18 protein-coding genes are annotated in these 19,445 nt (G+C 41.5%); 4 read left to right on the top strand and 14 right to left on the bottom strand.

Annotated features, from left to right (window positions below):
- The first annotated feature begins 89 nt into the window (after window positions 1–89).
- Together KIT27_09490 and udk are read left to right on the top strand one after the other, a co-directional pair.
- Window positions 90–644 carry a Smr/MutS family protein gene (locus KIT27_09490; protein ID MCW5589880.1) on the top strand — a complete coding sequence of 185 codons (555 nt, stop codon included), beginning with the start codon at window positions 90–92 and terminating at the stop codon, window positions 642–644.
- 47 nt (window positions 645–691) lie between these two features.
- Complete coding sequence (gene udk, locus KIT27_09485) at window positions 692–1,324, top strand: uridine kinase (protein MCW5589879.1); 633 nt, start codon at window positions 692–694, stop codon at window positions 1,322–1,324.
- Window positions 1,325–1,512: 188 nt separating this feature from the next.
- Here the strand turns inward: udk and proS are convergent, their stop codons facing one another.
- Together proS and KIT27_09475 are read right to left on the bottom strand one after the other, a co-directional pair.
- Complete coding sequence (gene proS / locus KIT27_09480) at window positions 1,513–3,003, bottom strand: proline--tRNA ligase (GenBank protein ID MCW5589878.1); 1,491 nt, start codon at window positions 3,001–3,003, stop codon at window positions 1,513–1,515.
- An 11-nt stretch (window positions 3,004–3,014) separates the two neighbouring features.
- Window positions 3,015–3,737, bottom strand: coding sequence for a siderophore-interacting protein (locus KIT27_09475; GenBank protein MCW5589877.1), 723 nt, complete (start codon window positions 3,735–3,737; stop codon window positions 3,015–3,017).
- An 88-nt stretch (window positions 3,738–3,825) separates the two neighbouring features.
- Between KIT27_09475 and KIT27_09470 the strand changes: the two genes are divergently transcribed.
- The gene (locus KIT27_09470; protein MCW5589876.1) at window positions 3,826–4,404 is read left to right on the top strand and encodes a hypothetical protein; all 579 of its coding nucleotides are present in this window, start codon (window positions 3,826–3,828) and stop codon (window positions 4,402–4,404) included.
- A gap of 6 nt (window positions 4,405–4,410) precedes the next feature.
- Here KIT27_09470 and KIT27_09465 read toward each other — a convergent pair whose 3' ends face one another.
- Genes KIT27_09465 through rnhB form a run of 6 tightly spaced genes read right to left on the bottom strand, consistent with a single transcriptional unit; the run spans window position 4,411 to window position 14,319 of the window.
- Entirely contained in the window at window positions 4,411–5,655 is a 1,245-nt protein-coding gene (locus KIT27_09465; protein ID MCW5589875.1) for an HlyC/CorC family transporter, read from the bottom strand.
- Between the two features lie 4 nt (window positions 5,656–5,659).
- Window positions 5,660–6,976, bottom strand: a complete 1,317-nt coding sequence (tilS, locus tag KIT27_09460; GenBank protein ID MCW5589874.1) for a tRNA lysidine(34) synthetase TilS — start codon at window positions 6,974–6,976, stop codon at window positions 5,660–5,662.
- Window positions 6,977–6,983: 7 nt separating this feature from the next.
- A complete protein-coding gene (gene accA / locus KIT27_09455) occupies window positions 6,984–7,931 on the bottom strand; it encodes an acetyl-CoA carboxylase carboxyl transferase subunit alpha (protein ID MCW5589873.1) in 948 nt (315 codons plus the stop codon).
- A gap of 9 nt (window positions 7,932–7,940) precedes the next feature.
- Window positions 7,941–11,387 carry a DNA polymerase III subunit alpha gene (gene dnaE / locus KIT27_09450; GenBank protein ID MCW5589872.1) on the bottom strand — a complete coding sequence of 1,149 codons (3,447 nt, stop codon included), beginning with the start codon at window positions 11,385–11,387 and terminating at the stop codon, window positions 7,941–7,943.
- Between the two features lie 8 nt (window positions 11,388–11,395).
- Window positions 11,396–13,714, bottom strand: coding sequence for a hypothetical protein (locus KIT27_09445; protein ID MCW5589871.1), 2,319 nt, complete (start codon window positions 13,712–13,714; stop codon window positions 11,396–11,398).
- Entirely contained in the window at window positions 13,711–14,319 is a 609-nt protein-coding gene (gene rnhB, locus KIT27_09440) for a ribonuclease HII (GenBank protein ID MCW5589870.1), read from the bottom strand. Before rnhB ends, KIT27_09445 begins: the two co-directional genes overlap by 4 nt.
- A gap of 86 nt (window positions 14,320–14,405) precedes the next feature.
- On the opposite strand from rnhB, the gene KIT27_09435 reads away from it, so the two are divergent.
- Complete coding sequence (locus tag KIT27_09435) at window positions 14,406–14,792, top strand: hypothetical protein (protein MCW5589869.1); 387 nt, start codon at window positions 14,406–14,408, stop codon at window positions 14,790–14,792.
- Here the strand turns inward: KIT27_09435 and lpxB are convergent.
- The 6 genes from lpxB to KIT27_09405 all read right to left on the bottom strand — a co-directional run bounded on the left by lpxB (window position 14,780) and on the right by KIT27_09405 (window position 19,387).
- Window positions 14,780–15,934 carry a lipid-A-disaccharide synthase gene (lpxB, locus tag KIT27_09430; GenBank protein ID MCW5589868.1) on the bottom strand — a complete coding sequence of 385 codons (1,155 nt, stop codon included), beginning with the start codon at window positions 15,932–15,934 and terminating at the stop codon, window positions 14,780–14,782. The two genes, KIT27_09435 and lpxB, sit on opposite strands and share 13 nt — an antisense overlap.
- A 5-nt stretch (window positions 15,935–15,939) precedes the next feature.
- Entirely contained in the window at window positions 15,940–16,710 is a 771-nt protein-coding gene (lpxA, locus tag KIT27_09425) for an acyl-ACP--UDP-N-acetylglucosamine O-acyltransferase (protein MCW5589867.1), read from the bottom strand.
- 1 nt (window position 16,711) lies between these two features.
- Window positions 16,712–17,158, bottom strand: a complete 447-nt coding sequence (fabZ, locus tag KIT27_09420) for a 3-hydroxyacyl-ACP dehydratase FabZ (GenBank protein ID MCW5589866.1) — start codon at window positions 17,156–17,158, stop codon at window positions 16,712–16,714.
- Window positions 17,159–17,166: 8 nt separating this feature from the next.
- Window positions 17,167–18,213, bottom strand: coding sequence for a UDP-3-O-(3-hydroxymyristoyl)glucosamine N-acyltransferase (lpxD, locus tag KIT27_09415; protein MCW5589865.1), 1,047 nt, complete (start codon window positions 18,211–18,213; stop codon window positions 17,167–17,169).
- A gap of 3 nt (window positions 18,214–18,216) precedes the next feature.
- Window positions 18,217–18,726, bottom strand: coding sequence for an OmpH family outer membrane protein (locus KIT27_09410; GenBank protein ID MCW5589864.1), 510 nt, complete (start codon window positions 18,724–18,726; stop codon window positions 18,217–18,219).
- 139 nt (window positions 18,727–18,865) lie between these two features.
- On the bottom strand, window positions 18,866–19,387 hold the full coding sequence (locus KIT27_09405) for an energy transducer TonB (GenBank protein ID MCW5589863.1): 522 nt from the start codon (window positions 19,385–19,387) through the stop codon (window positions 18,866–18,868).
- Window positions 19,388–19,445: the final 58 nt, after the last annotated feature.

The following is a 19,445-nucleotide window of genomic DNA, read 5'->3' as shown; positions in this document are numbered from 1 at the left end:
AAACTCTTATCCTGTATCTCCGCTCCGATACGTCCCAGGCTACGGAAAGCTCCGTTCCAGGCGACGGCAACCCTAGCGAGTAGTGATCGATGACTAAAAAACCTCGTATTCCTCAAGATGATATCGATTTATTTCGCCAAAGTATGCGTGATGTTAAACCCATTCAACATCAGCAAGCACGGATCAAACGTCCCCGTCACACCCAACCACGCGCGAGTTTACCCGAACCTCTCACCGAAATTATCCTCGAACGCAACACGAGCTTACCGAGAGTTGACAGTGAAAGCGAATTATTTTTCGCGCGCCCTGACTTACCGCATAAACGTATCCAACAATTGCGGCGCGGTCAACTCCCCATCCAAGCGTGTTTGGATTTGCACGGATTCACAGTTCAACAAGCGGAACAAGCTGTAGGTCATTTTTTACTGGATTGTCAGGCACAGGCATTTTATCACGTGTTAATTATTCATGGTAAATCAAGCTTAAAAGACACTCAGCCTATTTTGAAAAATTACTGTAATCAATGGCTTTGCCTGCATCCCTTAGTACTCGCGTTTTGCTCGGCAAAACCTACTGAGGGTGGACGCGGTGCGGTTTATGTTTTATTGCGGAAAGCACGCAAAGCAAATTGCCAAACAGACTAACAGCCAGTACAATATGCCCAATTTAGTGTTTGACAAATAGGCAAATCATGGAACAAAAAACCATTATCATCGGCATCGCCGGCGCTTCCGGTTCAGGTAAAAGTTTAATGGCTAACACGATTGTCGATGAAATTGGTTCCGACCGCGTGGCGGTAATTTCCGAAGATTCCTATTATAAAGATTTAAAACATTTGCCTTTTGAAGAACGCGCTAAAACTAATTTCGATCATCCCGATGCCTTCGATCATCCCTTATTTTGCGAACATTTAAAACGATTGCAAAAACAAGAAACCGTCGAAATTCCAATTTATAATCATGCCGAACATGTGCGCGAAGATCGCACCATTACCATTGCTAAACATGCGATTATCGTATTGGAAGGTATTCTATTATTTGCCGATAGACCCTTGCGTGAAATGATGGATATTCGCGTTTATATGGATACTCCACTCGATGTCTGTTTAATCCGCCGATTAAAACGCGACATTATTCAACGCAAGCGCACTGTAGAATCGGTTATCGAACAATACGAAAAAACCGTTCGCCCCATGTATTTGCAATTCATCGAACCCACCAAACGCTACGCGGACATCATTGTTCCCCGCGGCGGCGCAAATCGCATTGCCATCGATCTCATGAAAGCCAAAATCCGCGAATTACTAGGCAGTTTTGTCGCTTAACGTAGCCCAGAACGCAGCCGTAGCCTGGAACGCAGCAGAGCGGAGATCCAGGATCTTTAGCGTAGCCTGGAACGCAGCAGAGCGGAGATCCAGGATCATAGTTTTAAAGATTTACCGTTCCTGGATCTTCGCTGCGCTTCGTTCCAGGCTACATTTTACGCTGCGTTCCAGGCTAGATTTTATAATATTTAATAAGCCCTGGCGAAAATGGCGTGTTGGGGGCTTGGTTTTCCGGTGAAAATGCATTGGCCTGGGCCGTCGTGTTCTAAGGGTAAACAGCGAATGGTGACGCTTAACTCTTCTTGAATCTGCTTTTCAATCGCCGCATCGCCACACCAATGGGCTAGTACAAAACCATTATTATGTTTGAAAAATTCATAAAACTCATCGCGACTTTCAACAATATGCGTGTGTTGTTGACGGAAATTCAGCGCGCGTTGATAAATGGTATTTTGCATGTCTTGTAAAATAGTGGTGATAGTATTTTTTAATTCCGTCACGCTGAGATTTAAACGATCACGATGGGCTTGATCGCGACGTTTTACACTTAATTTATTTTCTTCTAATTCTTTTTTACCAATTTCAATTCTAAGAGGTACGCCTTTTTTAATCCACTGCCAAGATTTATCGCCGCCGCGCATATCGCGAGTATCGACTTTGATTTGAATAGACCGACCATAAAAAGATTGTTCGCGTAATTCATTCGCGACTTGATCGCAAAAATTTAAAATTGTTTGACGATCGGCGTCATCGTGAATAATCGGTAAAATCACTGCATGAGTAGGCGCAATTCGTGGAGGTAACATTAAACCATCATCATCACTATGAGTCATTATCAACCCACCGATTAAACGTGTTGATGCTCCCCAAGACGTTGTCCACGCGGTTTGTAATTCGCCTTGTTGATCTAAATAACGAATTTGAAACGCTTTTGCAAAGTTTTGTCCGAGAAAATGGGAAGTACCAGCTTGTAGGGCTTTTTTGTCTTGCATCATCGCTTCAATACAATAAGTATTATCTGCGCCTGGAAACCGCTCGGCTTCAGATTTTTCGCCTTTAATCACCGGTATTGCCATGACATCATTCACAAATTCATGGTAGACGTTTAACATGGTTAAGGTTTCTTGGATCGCTTCTTCGCGAGTGGCATGAACGGTGTGACCTTCTTGCCATAAAAATTCAGTGGTGCGTAAAAATAAACGCGTGCGCATTTCCCAGCGAACGATATTTGCCCATTGATTAATTAAAATCGGTAAATCACGATAGGATTGGACCCAATTGGCAAACACTTCGCCCATGATGGTTTCTGAGGTTGGACGCACCACCAACGGTTCTTCCAAAGGACTGGCGGGAATTAATTTTCCTTCGTCATTCACTTGCAAACGATGATGAGTGACCACCGCACATTCTTTAGCAAAACCTTCAACGTGATCGGCTTCTTTTTGCAAATGACTTAAGGGAATGAATAATGGGCAATAAATATTTTCGTGTCCTAATGCTTTAAACCGCTGATCCAATTGTTGTTGAATTTGTTCCCACAAACCATAACCCCAGGGTTTAATTACCATGCAACCGCGGACGCTGGAATTTTCAGCTAATTCAGCAGCCTTAATCACTTGCTGATACCATTCGGCATAATCTTCACTACGTGTCGGTGAAATTGCAGTTTTTTGCGACATGGGAATTGATCCTAATTATTAGAAATGTATTTTTCACGACGCACACTTTGCGGATTGAATTCTAACAATTTCAAGCGCTCATAGGTGTCGTCGATCATATTGGGATTACCACAAAGATAAATCACATCTTGGGTGGGTGATAAATTAAATGACATTAAATAATCTTGCACATAGCCTGCGTGTTCAAACGCTTGCGGATTTTCCGGCATTTCACGCGAATAACAGGCGTGATACGACAAATGATCAAAGCCTTGGCAAAATTCAGCAAATTCTTCGCCATATAAGCAATCGTCTGATGTGCGACAACCGTATAAAATAAAGGTTTCAACATCGCGTTTAGCCAGAGTGGCGAGCATGGCACGATACGGTGTGACGCCTGTACCCGTGGCAATTAAAAAATACCGTTGCGGTTGTTCATCGCGTAAAATTAAACGACCAAAAGGGCCCGACATGGTGACGCGATCGCCTTCTTGTAACCCTGCTAAATAGTCACTGGCAATTCCACCTTCAACAAACGAAGCAGCAATTTCAATTTCTTGACTTAGTTCGGATCGAGTTGCAATAGAATAACTGCGGCTCAGTGTGCGATTATCGTGTTCGATATGAATATTAATAAATTGGCCGGGAATAAAATTAAGCGGCATCGCGCCATCTAATTTGAAACTCAGATGACGAACATTCTTGCTGAGCATTTTAGCCCAACTGACTGTAACAGGAAACGTCTTAATTGGCATGCGCGCTATTGTAGTCAGTATTGATTGTGAAATCTAGTCTCGTTATGCTTGTTCTTTTAAAGATTTTTCACTGTGAGTCGCTATGCCAATGAATCGGTTTAATATGATCGTGATGCTAGGATTGAGTTGCCTATTCCAATTAAGTTTAGCCAGTGAATGCAACGTTCCGCGCGGTTTTTGGCAAAGCCATTCACACACGCTTGCTGCCGACGAGGGTGATTTACTCAATAAAATAAAATTGCTGCAACCTAAGCTTATCGTGGCTGGTTCTAGTACGGACTTTGCTAATTTTAATCACCAACCCTTGGCCGGTGACATTAAACATTCTACCTTATCCATGAGCTTGATGAATAATCCTGAGTATCATTTAATCTTTCAGCTACCCAGCACTAGCCAATGGCAAGTCAGTGATATTGAATCGCCGTTTACTGTGGGCACAACTCATCAACTTTATTCACAATGGGTTATGCGGGGTGATGTTCTGTTAAAAACTAACACCACAGAAAAAAAATTTCCGGCAACGTTGATTTTGCGCGGCATGAGTAATGCGTGTTTTAACATTAAAGATTTTACTACTTGGGCATTAGTAATCAATCCCTCGTCAACCGCCGCTATTATTTTTGCGGGAAATATTAATTTTGAATTACCGCAAATATATTTTGGCTAAGCGAGTTTATTTTGATATTTTAATCCTAGCAGTCTTAATCGTATTTTCTTTAACTTGCACGACTTCAATCGGATAGTTTCTTAACTTCAAACACATACTCGAGCGTGGAATAAATTCTAAATATTCAATAATCAAACCACTCAATGTTTTTGGACCTTTAATGGGCAATTTCCAATTCATGAGACGATTTAATTTGCGTACGCTAATGCTGCCATCCACCAAATAACTACCATCTTCTTCTTGATACACTTCTTTTAATGTCCGTGCAAAATCGCTAGTAAACTCACCGACAATTTCTTCTAAAATATCCTCAATAGTCACTAACCCTAAAACATCACCATATTCATCCACCACTAATCCTGTACGACGTTGTTCACGTTGAAAATTAACTAATTGAGTGGTTAATGGGGTATTTTCAGGAATAAAATAGACATCACTTTTATTTTCAATTAACGTTTCTTTGGTAAGTTTGTGATGTGACATTAAACTTAAAAGTTTGCGTGCGTGTATCATACCTTCGATATTATTGATATCGTTACGATAAATGGGTAAGCGGGTGTGTTGGCTAAAAAGTAGTGTGTCGAGTATTTCATCCCACGTTAACTCCAGATCAATCCCAACAATTTCATTGTGAGGAACCATAATATCTTCTACGGTGGCTTTGTCTAAATCGAGAATTCCTAGGAGCATCGATTGATGTTTAAGCGAAATTTTACTACTCGCTTCATATACAACAGTTCGCAACTCTTCTTTAGACAAAGGATCGGTTAAATCTTTTTTAATACTGACTCCAAAACATTTTAATAAATTATTCGCCATAAAATTAATAAACCAAACCACGGGATAAAATACTTTTAATAATATGGATAACGGTAAAGACACTATGAATGCAATTTTTTCAGGATATAAAGCTGCTAAGGTTTTAGGTGCTACTTCAGAAAAAACTAATACTGCTAAGGTTAGAAAGAAAGTGGCAATTGCAATTCCAAGATCTCCAAATAAATGACTAGCAATGATCGTCGCAATGGCCGATGCAAGAATATTGGCAAAAGTATTTCCAATTAAAATAACACCGAGTAAGCGATCGGGACGTTCTAATAATAAGCGCACACGTTGCGCGGCTTTGTGCTTTTTTACCCGCGCTAAATGACGTAAGCGATAGCGATTCACCGACATCATACCCGTTTCCGAACAGGAAAAAAAAGCGGAAAGAATAATTAAAAAAATTAATAATAAAGTCAAGCCTAACACCTTATTACTCCTTTATTGATGTTTGAATTAGCCAACCCAGTTCATGGGGCAACGCTTGTAAACCGTGACGAATGGCATATGGAATTACCGCAATTAATTCATTTTGATAATAAAGTAATGGAATAGTATTCCGTTGCCAAGGTGGAATTTTCCATTCTTGCATTAATTTTTTTAAAGGATGTGAGCCTATGCGGCCGGCAGGATGAAAGCGTTCGCCATATTCGCGAAAACGAATACTAATTTTGTCTAAATCCAGCAAGCGACTGACTGAGATACCCTGCCCCAACACTTGCCATGCCGATAAGCGCAAATGGGGCAGCTCTAAGGGTTCTTGCAAATTCCAATTCACTTTTTCTGCCAGTTTGATACTGGCAGGAATTTTATGCGCATAGAGTTTGCCATGATAGCGCCGAATTTCACAATGTCCCCAGGCTAAACGTGGAGTGGCATCCGCTTTGGCATGAATAACGGTGGTGAAGAGTTGTTGGACTTGTTGCGTGGATAATTCCGGTAAATTAGCCTGTTTTAGCCAATAACGAATGACATTGATTTGTCTTGGAAGAGATAACTGTGCTAAACAAGGTAACGATAAACCTGATCCATCTTGATTAAATAATTGATAATCTTGTTGCGCTAATTCTTCGAGTAAATGACTGGCATGATGGCAATGATCACTGCTGCGATTAAAACATCTTATCGCTTGTGGCCAGCGTTGTTGCAGCAACGGCATCACTTGATGACGTAAATAATTACGATCAAATTCAGGGTGTTGATTGGTGGGATCTTCAATCCAAGATAATTGTTGTGAATGCGCGTAAGCGATAATCATTTCTCGAGTATAGGGTAATAAGGGGCGCCATAATAAGGCATCACCAAAATTTTGAATACGGGGCATGCCGGCTAAACCACTAACACCACCGCCGCGCAATAATTGTAATAATAATGTTTCCGCTTGATCGTTAGCATGGTGCGCAAAACAAATGGCTTCATCGGCTGTTAAAAATGTTTGTAATGCACGCCGGCGTATTGCTCTTGCTGCAGCCTCCAGACCTTGTGATCGATCACGCACGTCGACTCGCAAGACATGACACGGAATATGATATTGACGACAAATTTGTTGGCAATGGCGTTCAAATGTCGATGCTAGCGGTTGCAGGTTATGATTAATGTGGATCGCAGCGACAGGTATTGGGCTAAAACGCATCAGTAAATCCAATAAAACATGAGAATCTACACCGCCACTAAAGGCCACGAAAATAGTGCGTAAATGAGAATATTCGTTAAAAAAAGGTTGAATCGAGGATTGAAATTCTTGCAACATTCAACCGTTATTTCCCATAACTTAATAAGCGATGGTAACGCCTTGCTAATAAATCATCGCTAGAATATTGACGTAAATTTTTAAGCGTTTTTAATAAATGATCGTTTAACGTTTTCGCCATTTTTTCCACATCGCGATGCGCACCACCAACAGGCTCCGCAATAATTTCGTCAATTAAACCCAGCTCTTTATTACGACTCGCCGTGATCCCCATCGCTTCGGCAGCATCAGAGGCTTTGGTAGCAGACTTCCATAAAATAGAGGCACAACCTTCAGGTGAAATCACGGAGTAGATACTGTATTGTAACATCATCACCCAATCTGCGACCCCAATCGCTAACGCACCACCTGAACCACCCTCACCAATCACCGTTGCTATAATTGGCACACGCAAATCGGACATTTCCGCTAAATTTCTCGCAATGGCTTCACTTTGATTACGCTCCTCGGCACCGATGCCAGGATAAGCGCCGGGAGTATCGATAAAAGTGAAAATCGGTAGATGAAAACGTTCGGCTAATTTCATCACTCGTAATGCTTTGCGATATCCTTCAGGACGAGGCATGCCAAAATTACGGGCGATTTTTTCAGTGGTGGTGCGACCTTTTTGGTGACCTATCACGCATACAGGCTCACCATGAAAACGGGCGATGCCAGTGATTAATGCGGAAGAATCGGCATAATGCCTATCACCGTGCAATTCATCAAAATCGGTAAAAATATGTTGAATATAATCGAGCATATAAGGACGTTGCGGATGGCGTGCCAGTTGGGCAATTTGCCATGAAGATAAAGAAGAAAAAATTGACTTGGTTAATTCTGCATTTTTTTGTTCGAGGCGTTTAATTTCATCGCCAATATTAATTTCGCTGGTATTGCTAACGCGTCGCAATTCTTCAATTTTGGCTTCAAGTTCGGCAATAGGTTGCTCGAAATCTAAAAAATTTAAATTCATGATTATTTCTCACTCATAAGAAAATGCAATATTTTCTGCACCAATTAATTCATTGAGCTCGTTAATTAAATTCACTCGTGGTTGAATAGTCCATTGTTTGCCAAATACCAAACGCGCAGAAAATTCAGATTCTTGGTAGTTTACCACAACCGGGGTCGCACCTGGTGAAAAAGTTCGTAAAATATCTTTTAAGCGCTCGGAAAATTCGGCGGTTAAATGTGTTGATTTTAAATTTAACAGTAAATATTTGGCATAGGCTTCGCGAGCTTGCTCTAGCGATAAAATACGTTTTGCACTCATGCGATAATTACCGCTAAAATCGTCAATACTTAATTCACCTTCGATAATCATTAAATTATCTTTCACAATTAATTCGCGATATAACTGAAAAGCATCGCTAAAGATTGCCACTTCAATGCGCGCCGTGCCATCATCCAGCGTCATAAATCCCATGCGTTCCCCGCGTTTATTCAGCAAGGTGCGAATGGTAATCATAAATCCTGCCAGGATCACACTTTGATTATTTTTAGAAGCGAGTTCTTTAATGGTGCTGGTAGTGAAGTGCGCTAATTCCTGACGAAATTCATCGAGGGGATGACCACTCACATATAAACCTAAGGTTTCTTTTTCACCTTGCAAGCGCATTTGTTCGCTCCAAGGTTTTATTTCGGGAAACTCTACCACCGGCATTGCTTGCGGAGAAAGCGCTGAAAATAAATCTTGCTGGCCACTTTTTTCAGCTTGTAGTGATTGAGTTGCCGCCAACAATGCGCTATCGATAATTGTGAATAATTGCACGCGATGATATTGGGGATGATCAGCACTGCCCGATCGCACCAAGGCTTCTAAAACCCGACGATTTAATTTATGCTGATTTAAACGCAAACATAAATCGACAATATCACGATATTCACCGTGCTTTTCGCGTTCGGCAACAATAACATCGGCAATCGCTTGACCGAGACCTTTAATAGCCCCTAATCCATAAACGATGGTTGAATTATCTCGCACGCTAAATTGATATTGGCTGTGATTAATATGCGGATAAATAATCGTTAATTGCATGCGTTGACATTCTTCAATAAACATGACCACTTTATCGGTATTATCCATATCAGACGATAATACCGCTGCCATAAATGCGGCGGGATAATGCGCTTTTAACCACGCTGTTTGATAAGAAACTAATGCATAAGCAGCCGAGTGCGATTTATTAAATCCATAACCTGCAAATTTTTCCATTAAATCGAAAATATGTTGTGCTTGCTCAGCGTCAACGCCGCGTGCACTCGCACCTTCGACAAAAATTTGGCGTTGCTTGGCCATTTCTTCGGGTTTTTTCTTACCCATGGCTCGACGCAATAAATCGGCGCCGCCCAATGTGTAACCGGCTAAGACTTGCGCGATTTGCATGACTTGTTCTTGATATAAAATAATTCCATAGGTAGGTTTTAATACTTCGGTTAAATCCTCATGCATATATTCCAGAGTTTGGCGACCATGCTTGCGATCAATAAAATCATCGACCATTCCCGATTGCAAAGGTCCTGGGCGAAATAAGGCGACTAAAGCAATAATATCCTCAAAACAATCAGGTTGCAGGCGTTTAATTAAATCTTTCATGCCGCGAGATTCTAATTGAAATACTGCTGTAGTTTCACAACGTTTTAATAAATCGAAGGTAACAGCATCGTCGGTGGGAATTGTTGTAATATCAATTTTTTGGTTAAAGTGTTTTTGAATATTAGCAATTGCCCAATCAATAATGGTGAGCGTGCGCAATCCTAGAAAATCGAATTTTACCAGGCCAATACCTTCGACATCGTCTTTATCAAATTGCGAAACTAAATTACCGCCACCTTCTTCGCAATATAGCGGAACAAAATTAATTAATTTTGAGGGGGCGATAACCACACCACCCGCATGTTTTCCGGCATTGCGAGTGATACCTTCTAATTTTAACGCCAGATCAATTAAAGTTTGCACATCTTCTTCGCGTTCATAACGTTCGCGTAATAACGGTTCTTGACTGAGTGCTTTTTCAAGGGTAATTCCTAATTCAAAGGGTACTAATTTAGCAATTTTATCGACAAAACCATAAGGAAATCCTAATACTCGCCCGACATCACGCACCACGGCTTTTGCCGCCATAGTACCAAAAGTGATAATTTGAGAAACACTTTCTCGCCCGTATTTTTGTGCCACATAATCAATCACGCGATCACGATTATCCATGCAAAAATCAATATCAAAATCGGGCATGGACACCCGCTCAGGATTTAAAAAGCGTTCGAATAATAAATCATAGGCCAGAGGATCAATATCGGTAATCCCTAAACTGTAGGCCACTAATGATCCTGCACCCGAACCACGACCTGGCCCCACCGGAATTCCATTGTCCTTAGACCATTGAATAAAATCGGCCACAATTAAAAAATAGCCGGGAAAGCCCATAGCATTAATCACATTGAGTTCACGTGCTAAGCGCTCGTCATAGGCTTGACGTTGCTGTAAAAATTGCGGCTGTTGACTATCGAATAATTTTTTTAAGCGTAATTCTAATTTTTCTTTGGCTAAATTTTCTAAATAATTTTCAATGGTAAATCCTGCTGGCACGGGAAAATTGGGTAAATAATTTTTATCAAGTTCTAATTGCAAATTACAGCGTTTGGCAATTTCTAGGCTATTAGTCAGTGCTTCTGGAATATCTGCAAATAAATTTTGCATTTCTTCAGCACTACGCAAATATTGTTGTTCGCTGTAATTTTGTTGGCGTTTGGGATCTTGTAACATTTCGCCATTATGAATACACACGCGTGCTTCATGAGCTTCATAATCGTTTTGATCTAAAAACATCACCTCATTAGTAGCCACAACCGGAATTTGATGAGCGTTGGCTAACTGCAAACACGCAGCATTATATTGCTCATCTCCTTGGCGTTGTGTGCGTTGAATTTCTAAGTAAAAACGTGAGGGAAATCGTTCATTCCAAAATGATATATATCGCGCTGCTTGTTCTAGATTATTTTGCAAAATTGCTTGGCCAATGTCCCCTTTTTTGCCACCCGATAACGCGATAACATCTTTGCAATCGATCCATTCACGTTCTATTAGAGGAATTCCGTGTTGTTGACCTTCTAAATATGCGCGAGAAATTAATGCGGTAAGTTGACGATATCCCGCTTGATTTTGGCACAGTAGAATTAAGCTAAACGGATTAAATGCATCATCGGGATTTTTAATTAACATTTCCGCGCCAATGATGGGTTTGATCCCGGCTTTAAGCGCGGCACGGTAAAATTTAACCGTGCCGAATAAATTACATCGATCCGTTAACGCTACCGCCGGAAGGTTGCGTTCGCGACACGCTTTAACCAGTGATTTTAAACGCAGCATGCCATTCACTAAAGAATATTCGCTATGCAAATGCAAATGAACAAATTGTTGATTTGACATTTTGTGCTCTAGAGTTCGCATACTCCACCAACACACGCTAATTCTTTTTTCACTTCCGTTTCATCATTACGCTCATAAATGATTAATTGAGAAAAATCAATTTTTTCGAACCGTTTTAATAGTTCTTGATATCGTTGTTTATCGATAGTTTCATAGGGTGCTAAATGATAAACATGATTATCGCGAGGCAAGAACGACAATCCACCAACAATATCCCAATTTTGATTCACCCAATTGGCCACTTCTAACCACTCATCATCACCGACAGAAATAGTGACAGAGGGATTGTGTTCCGTGTAATTTAATTTTACTGTCTTCCAATGTTCTAAAAATTCTAACGCAGTTAAGTCGTCTCGATAAACCGCTTTTACGTTGGGTGCTTTTACTGGAAATTCCAGCACGAAAGTAGTGGCATTTTCTTCTGACTGACCCACCTCTGGATGATAGGGCACGCCTTGATCTTTTAGCATTTTGAATAAGGCATCTGTCGCTGCAATACGAATACGACGAATATAGTACGGTGCGTGACGTGGATGCATTCCCGAAGCGCAATCTACAACTTGCGATACTGTACCCGAAGGCTTGACGCAAGTGACACACGTTGAGGGATTAATCGCAAAACGTTCGGCGTATTTTTTATTAATGCTAAGCGCTTTTTGCTTTAATTTTTGTAAGGTTCGAGCATCGCGAGCGGCTTCACAATCCCATTGACCGGTAATTGAAACACCTAATAAAGCTTCTTCTTCACAATTTTTTTGCCATTCCGGTGATAAATAGGGAAAATGAGTTAAGGTTGCTTGGAACGTTCCTAGAATTGTTGCAAGTTTAATTTTTTGCAATAAGCGTTCTTCATCGTCTTCAGCGCGCGCGACAATTTCAGATAAATTACAAAATTGTTTGGATTGTAAAATAATTTCGGCGCACGGATTCGTACCAATGATTCCAACAATCGTATCATTTTGAATAATATTTTTTTGCGTTAAATACTCAATACGGCGTTTGGGTAGCGTTTGCGTTAATCCCGCGCGATTAAAAATTCCACGCTCGCCACTACCACTTTTCACTAAGGCTAACCATTCCTCGAGGAGTGTCGCGTTATCGGGTTTTTGCGTATAAACAGCCGAATTATTTGCCATGCAACGTTGCGGTTCGTTATAAAAAAATTGTCCGCTTTTCGCCTGACGCATCAGAGGATCGTCTAAATCGGAAAGTGAAATCATCGCCGAACGACGCACACCTCCCGAGACAACCACTTCACCAATTTTACATAAAATATCGTGCGCATCGATATTGGTTAAACGGCGCCCTTGTCGTTTTAAAATAATCGCGCGAGTAAAATTTAATAAGTCACGTAATGGATCGGGACCTGAACTTTTTCCACCCATGGTTTTTAAGCGTGCGCCCGCGGGTCTTAATTGTGAAAAATCAAACAGTATATCATTACCATCAAACCAAGTGGTCATACCTAAAATCAACGCGTCACACCAGCCCTCTTTGCTATCGGGGATGACATGAGTCGGTAGCATTTTTCCTGTTTGGGGCTTAATTTGTGGTAAGGCTTGAATATTTTGGCTTTCAACTGAAAATCCCACACCGGTACCACACATCGAAATATACATCACTTCGCCGAAATCGCGTAAATTCCGCGGCGCGATAAACGAGCAATTATAGGCACAGACATGAGTGGCTTCAGCAGCAGGCCCGGCGAATTGTAATAAGCGCATCGAGGGCATGATATCTTGTTGTAAAATCGCTTGGCGAATTTCTTTATATTCACGCGGAGTTAATTTATCTCCCAAATGATTTTTCATAAAATTCATGTAGCGATCAACCGTTTCTATCCACGTTTCACGGCGTTTTTCTGCAGGTATCCAGCGGGCATAAGTGCGCAAATAAACAAATTCTGCTAAAGGATTTTTAAAATAACGTCGACTTTCTTCCGCCATTTTTTGAATATGAGCGGGGATCACAATTTTTTGTTCACGCGCCTTGGCACGCTCTTGACGATATAAAATATAGGCTTTAGCGGTTTTGGCATAATTTTCAAACATTAAGTTTTTTTCTACCGCATCTTGAATGCCTTCCACGTCAGGAATAAAGGATTTATAGCGCCGCCGAATTTCTTCTAATTCATTTTGCACACGCGTGGCCACGGCCTTGGCTTCTTGAAAAGAACCTTCGTTTGCAACCTCCATGGCTTTGTGGATCGCCGTGGTAATGCGCTCCAAGTCAAAATTAACTTCTTTACTATCGCGCTTGATGACTTTTTTAATCAGTTGGGCAGTACGTTTTTTTACCATGGCTTTACCTTCAATTATTTCACTCATGCTAATTCCTTCATTTTAAGATGTTGTTCAAAAATTAATGCCACCGGCTTATAACTTTTCCGATGAATAGGCGTAATACCTAGCGTTGCTAATGCCTGTAAATGCGCTTTGGTCGGATAACCCATATGAGTTTCAAAACCATAGCCGGGATACTGTTTGGCATAGTCTAACATTTCTTGATCGCGCGCGACTTTCGCTAAAATGGAAGCAGCGCTGATTGCAGGGATTTTACTATCGCCTTTGACAATCGCTTCCACGCTGCAATTTAAACGCGGACAATGAATTCCATCGACTTGTGCGTGTGTGGGTTGAACACTGAGAGCATTCACTGCGCGTTGCATGGCCAATAAGCTGGCTTGCAAAATATTAATGCGATCTATTTCTTCGGCTTCAGCGCGTCCTAAGGCATAGGCTAAGGCTTTTTCGCGAATTTCTCTGGCTAAAGCCTGGCGTTTTGCTGCGGAAAGTTGTTTAGAATCACGTAATCCTAGAATAGGATTTAAGGGATTTAAAATCACGGCTGCCGCAATGACCGGACCTGCTAATGGCCCTCGCCCTGCTTCATCGATGCCTGCTATAAATGATTCCACGCTGTTCTCTCCCACTTACCGGCGGACATTTTAACAGTAGCATTGCATCCCCACAATTTGTTTGTTACTCTTTTTTTTTGCTGAAGAGTAAGAGGTTTCGCATGGCGAATGAAGAATGTGCAAAACAATTGCTGGCCTGGAATGAAGCCAATTTAAACGCACAAGCCAATTGGCAACCTCAAGACTTAGCCAATTTTTTTGCTGAAGAATTTATTGTTCGAGCCAACGGCCGTCGTTATGAAGCCAATTATCAAACCTATGCGGAATTTTTGAATACTATGCGATCTTCTTTGCAATCCATCCGGTATACGTATCATGAGTTTATTGTCAATAAGGATAGCGTGGTCATACCGTTGATAGCTAAACTCACCCGCCTTGATAACAGCAGCGAGCAGTATGAGGCGATGCTCATGCTAAAATTTAATCCTACCGGTAACATTGTTTTATGGCATGAAGTGTATACACCGCTTGAATCTCATTCCGACTGATTGAGCGCGATGTTCAGCACCGCTTGAGCAGCAACCACACTGGCTTCTCGTTTTAATTGTTGATGAAGGGTTAAAAATGTGTGTTGGAGTTTTTTTTGCGTCTCGACATCGTTTAATAAGGCCATGAGTTGAGGGACTATCGTATCAACGCGTGCTTCATGTTGTAATAATTCTGGTACAATGGGCTGCTTGAGCAATAAATTTGGTAAAGCAAAATATTGAATTTTAACCAAACGTGCTGCAAGCCAGGCGGTGAAGCGAGATACTTTATAGGCAACAATCATGGGGCGTTTGATTAACGCGCATTCTAAGGTGGCAGTTCCACAAGCAAGCAAAACCACATCGGCCGCACTCATGGCCACACGTGCTTGTCCTTCGAGAAGAATAATGGGTAAATCGGGCGCAAGCGTTTGCACTCGCTGTGAAAAATAGTCATAACAGGTCGATTTAGCCATCGGCGCTACAAATTGTAGGTGGGGATTGTGTTGATAACACGCTTTAGCAACGGCAATAAATAAATCGCTTAAATATTTTAATTCGCCTAAGCGTGAGCCGGGTAATAAGGCAATTGTTTTTTTATTTTCGGCTAGATTTAACTGTATTCGTGCCTGAATAGCATTATTTTCTATGGGTATTTCATCCGCGAGGGGATGTCCCACGTAGATGGCTGGAATGTGATAGCGTTGATAAAATTCCACTTCAAAAGGAAACAAACACAACATTAAATCTACAGCGCGTTTTATTTTGTGCCAGCGCCATTGGCGCCATGCCCACACCGAGGGACTGACATAATGGATAACTTTAATGCCCGCCCGTTTCAAGCCAATTTCTAACCCTAAATTAAAATCCGGGGCATCAATCCCAATAAAAACATCAATTTTATTTTTAATGAAGTGCCGATACAACTTGCGACGCATGATTAATAATTCAGGGATATGACGTAACGGTTCAATAATTCCCATTACCGATAATTTTTCCAGAGAAAATAAACTTGTGACACCTGCTTGTTGCATCCATTCGCCAGCAATCCCTTCTGCTATCACATGGGGATGGATTTTTTTTATGGCATGAATTAACTCAGCCCCCAGTCTATCGCCAGAAACTTCACCCGCGATAATGCCAATCCGTAGAGGTTTATTCATGAGAATTAACGCGCTATGCCACGTTCTGACTGTTGTAAAAATTGGATTAAGATATTGACCTCTTCACATTCAGCCGTCATTTTTTCTAATTCAGCTAACGCTTCTTGTAAACCCAAACCTTGACGATATAAAATTTTATAGGCGCGTTTTAAATGGGCAATGGTTTCATTACTATAACCACGTCGTTGCAAACCGACGGCATTTAATCCAAAAGGCTCAGCGTAATAACCCGAAACTTTAACAAAGGGTGGCACATCTTTATTAACCATAGCACTCATTGCTAAGAAACTATGTGCCCCAACACGACAGAATTGATGAACGCCGCTAAATCCACCAAGAACGACAAAATCATCGACAATCACATGGCCTGCGAGTGATGCATTGTTCGAAAATACGGAATGGCTTCCCACCTGACAGTCGTGAGCGATGTGAACGTAGGCCATGAGTAAATTATCATCGCCAATTCGAGTGACGTAACCACCACCGGCTGTTCCTCGGTGAATGGTGACACTTTCACGAAAAATATTGCGATCACCAATTTCTAAACGGGTAATTTCGCCTTCGTATTTTTTATCTTGAGTGACTTCGCCAATCGAGGCGAATTGAAAAATTTCATTGTCACAACCAATGCGCGTGGGGCCTTTAATGACTACGTGAGAATGAATACATGTGCCCTCTCCAATTTCAACATCGGGACCGATATAAGTCCAAGGGCCGACACTGACATTTTCTGCTAATTGAGCACTGGGATCGATAATGGCTGTTGGATGAATCACGCTAACTATCTCTTCTTACACTGGTTAAATCGGCATTGCAGACTAAGTTTCCATCGACTTTCGCTTCGCCGCTGAATTTCCACACATTATTTTTAGATTTTATTAATTTAACGTCTAAGATTAATTGATCGCCAGGAACAACGGGTTTTTTGAAACGCACATTATCAATAGCGGCAAAATAATAAATTCCCCCAATTTCCAATCCACGGTGTTCAGCCGATTTTAAGGCTAAAATGCCACTCGCTTGCGCAAGTGCTTCAATTAATAATACGCCTGGCATGACGGGCAATTTAGGGAAGTGTCCGTTAAAAAAATTTTCATTGATCGTCACATTCTTTACCGCGGTCACTGATTCTTCGATTTTTAAATCAATCACGCGATCGATTAATAAAAAAGGGTAGCGTTGTGGTAAATAATGAAAAATTTCATTGATGTCTAAATGATCCATAACTCCCCTTAAGCGATCACTTCGCGCTGTAATTCAGCAATCATTTTTTCTAATTTACTTAGTTTGCGGGCTAATTCATCGAGATGGTGTAGGCGACTCAAGTTTTTAATCCAAGTCCGTGACTCTTGCACGGCGGTAAAAGAAGAATACAGACCCGCTTGTTCGATAGAAGCGTAGACACCCGACATTCCCGTGAAACTCACATTATCGGCAATCGTGATATGACCAGCGATACAGGTTCCACCACCAATCGCGCAATTTTTTCCGATTTTGGTGCTTCCCGAAATTCCTACACATCCCGCAATTGCCGTGTTTTCTCCAATTACGACATTGTGACCGATTTGAATTTGATTATCTAATTTCACCCCATCTTCAATCACGGTGTCTTCAAGTGCGCCCCGATCGATCGTGGTATTGGCGCCGATTTCTACGCGGTTACCAATCATCACGCTGCCTAATTGTGGGATTTTGATCCATTGACCCTGATGATTTGCCATGCCAAATCCATCACTGCCGATCACCACACCGCTGTGGATCACACAATCGCTACCAATATTCACACCACGATAAAGAACCACTCGTGGATAAAGGTGAGTATTCGCGCGTATCACGACATTATCACCGATGCTGCAACCCGCCTCGATAATGACACCGGATTCTATTATCACGTTGTCACCCAGCGTGACATGCGCACCGATACTGGCATGAGGGTTGATCTGGCACTCTTCGCCGCAAACGACTGTTGCATGTAATCCTGGTTTAAATTCACGTTTTGGCGCAAATAATTCGGCAGCTTTAGCATAGCCCAAATACGGATTTTCCATGACTAAACAGTTAACCGGACAATTTTCTGCTTCACTCGCATCGAGAATAACAGCAGCCGCTTGTGTTTGCGCTAAATATTTACGATATTTGGAATTACTCAAGAAACATATTTCACCTGGCTTGGCGTTTTGAATGGTCGCCAAGCCAGTGATCACACAGTCACCATCGCCTTTTAATTCTGCCTCAAGATGGTGAGCCAGTTGTGCTAATGTGTAGTGCTGAAAAGACATTACTTATTTAATTTCCTTCACAACTTGATTGGTAATATCTAATTGTGGAGCAACATACGCAATGGAATGTGCTTCAAAGACGATGTTTAAATTATCGGCTTTTGCGACTTTTTGCACCGCATCGCGGACAACTTCAAATAATTTTTGCATGTCTTGATTACGCGCCTGCACTAAATCGTCTTGATATTTTTGTGCCATTTGACGTAGCTGATTTTGATTTTCTAATAATTGATTTTGTGCTTGCGTGCGTTGTTTTTCCGACATAACACTGCTATTACGACTTAAATTATCGCGTTCTTCTAGCACTTTTTTATTCAGTGCTTCCATTTTATCTTGGCGGGGTTTAAAGGTTTTTTCTAATTCAGCATTCATTTTTTGCGCTTCAGGAGCTTTTTGCAAAATTTCTTGAACATTAACAACACCCACTTTAACAGCTGGAGTTGCTTCAGTTGCAAAACTTGTACCACAGATTAAAGCCATTGCAGATACTGCGATGATCATCAACTTTTTCATTTCACCATTCCTCCTGGTTAGACATCAAGATATAGACAAACAATTACAAAGCGCGGAGTATATCATAAGTATTCGCTTTGAACACTAGGGCGTGATGACAAAATTCTACGCTAGGGTAGCCCGCAACTTACTCAACGCTCTAATCGCCCTCGCTCATTTGATAATTAAGTGCTAAGCGTATGATACGGGAGGATAAGAATTGTTGACTTATCCCGTGAAATGGCACAGCGGCGTTTACCGCTTGTAATGCCGCTTGATCGAGTAGTTTTGCACCACTGGAATGAATCACGTGTAAATGCTCGATTGAGCCGTTGTTTTTCAAATCAAACATCACGATAACCACCCCTGTCTGCCCCAGCGTTTGCGCAAGCTCGGGGTAAAATTTATGTTGGTTAACTTGTTGATATAACACATTAATGAGGTGATTGAAGTCTTGTCCTGATACCTTTGGCTGCGTCGAAGCGGGGTGCGTGCTTATCCTATGAGGCTGTGATGAAGTTCTTTTGAGATTGGGTGGAGGCAGCGCAGAATTATTGTGTGGTATTGATGTTTTCTGCTTCAGCAAAGCCTCATGTTCCACCACTACTCGCGCTTGCATGAATAGGGTTTTGCCAATAATGGCCGTATTTTCACGGTGTATTATCGAGATAAACAACAGCATAAGTAGTAACCCATGCGCGAGCAGACTGAATATTCCAGCAAAATAATACGAGCGTTTA

The sequence above is a fragment of the Legionellales bacterium genome, from assembly GCA_026125385.1.
In the GTDB taxonomy this organism is placed as follows: domain Bacteria; phylum Pseudomonadota; class Gammaproteobacteria; order JAHCLG01; family JAHCLG01; genus JAHCLG01.
The sequence above is the reverse complement of the archived record's forward strand: the minus strand, read 5'-3'. Positions and strand labels throughout refer to the sequence as shown.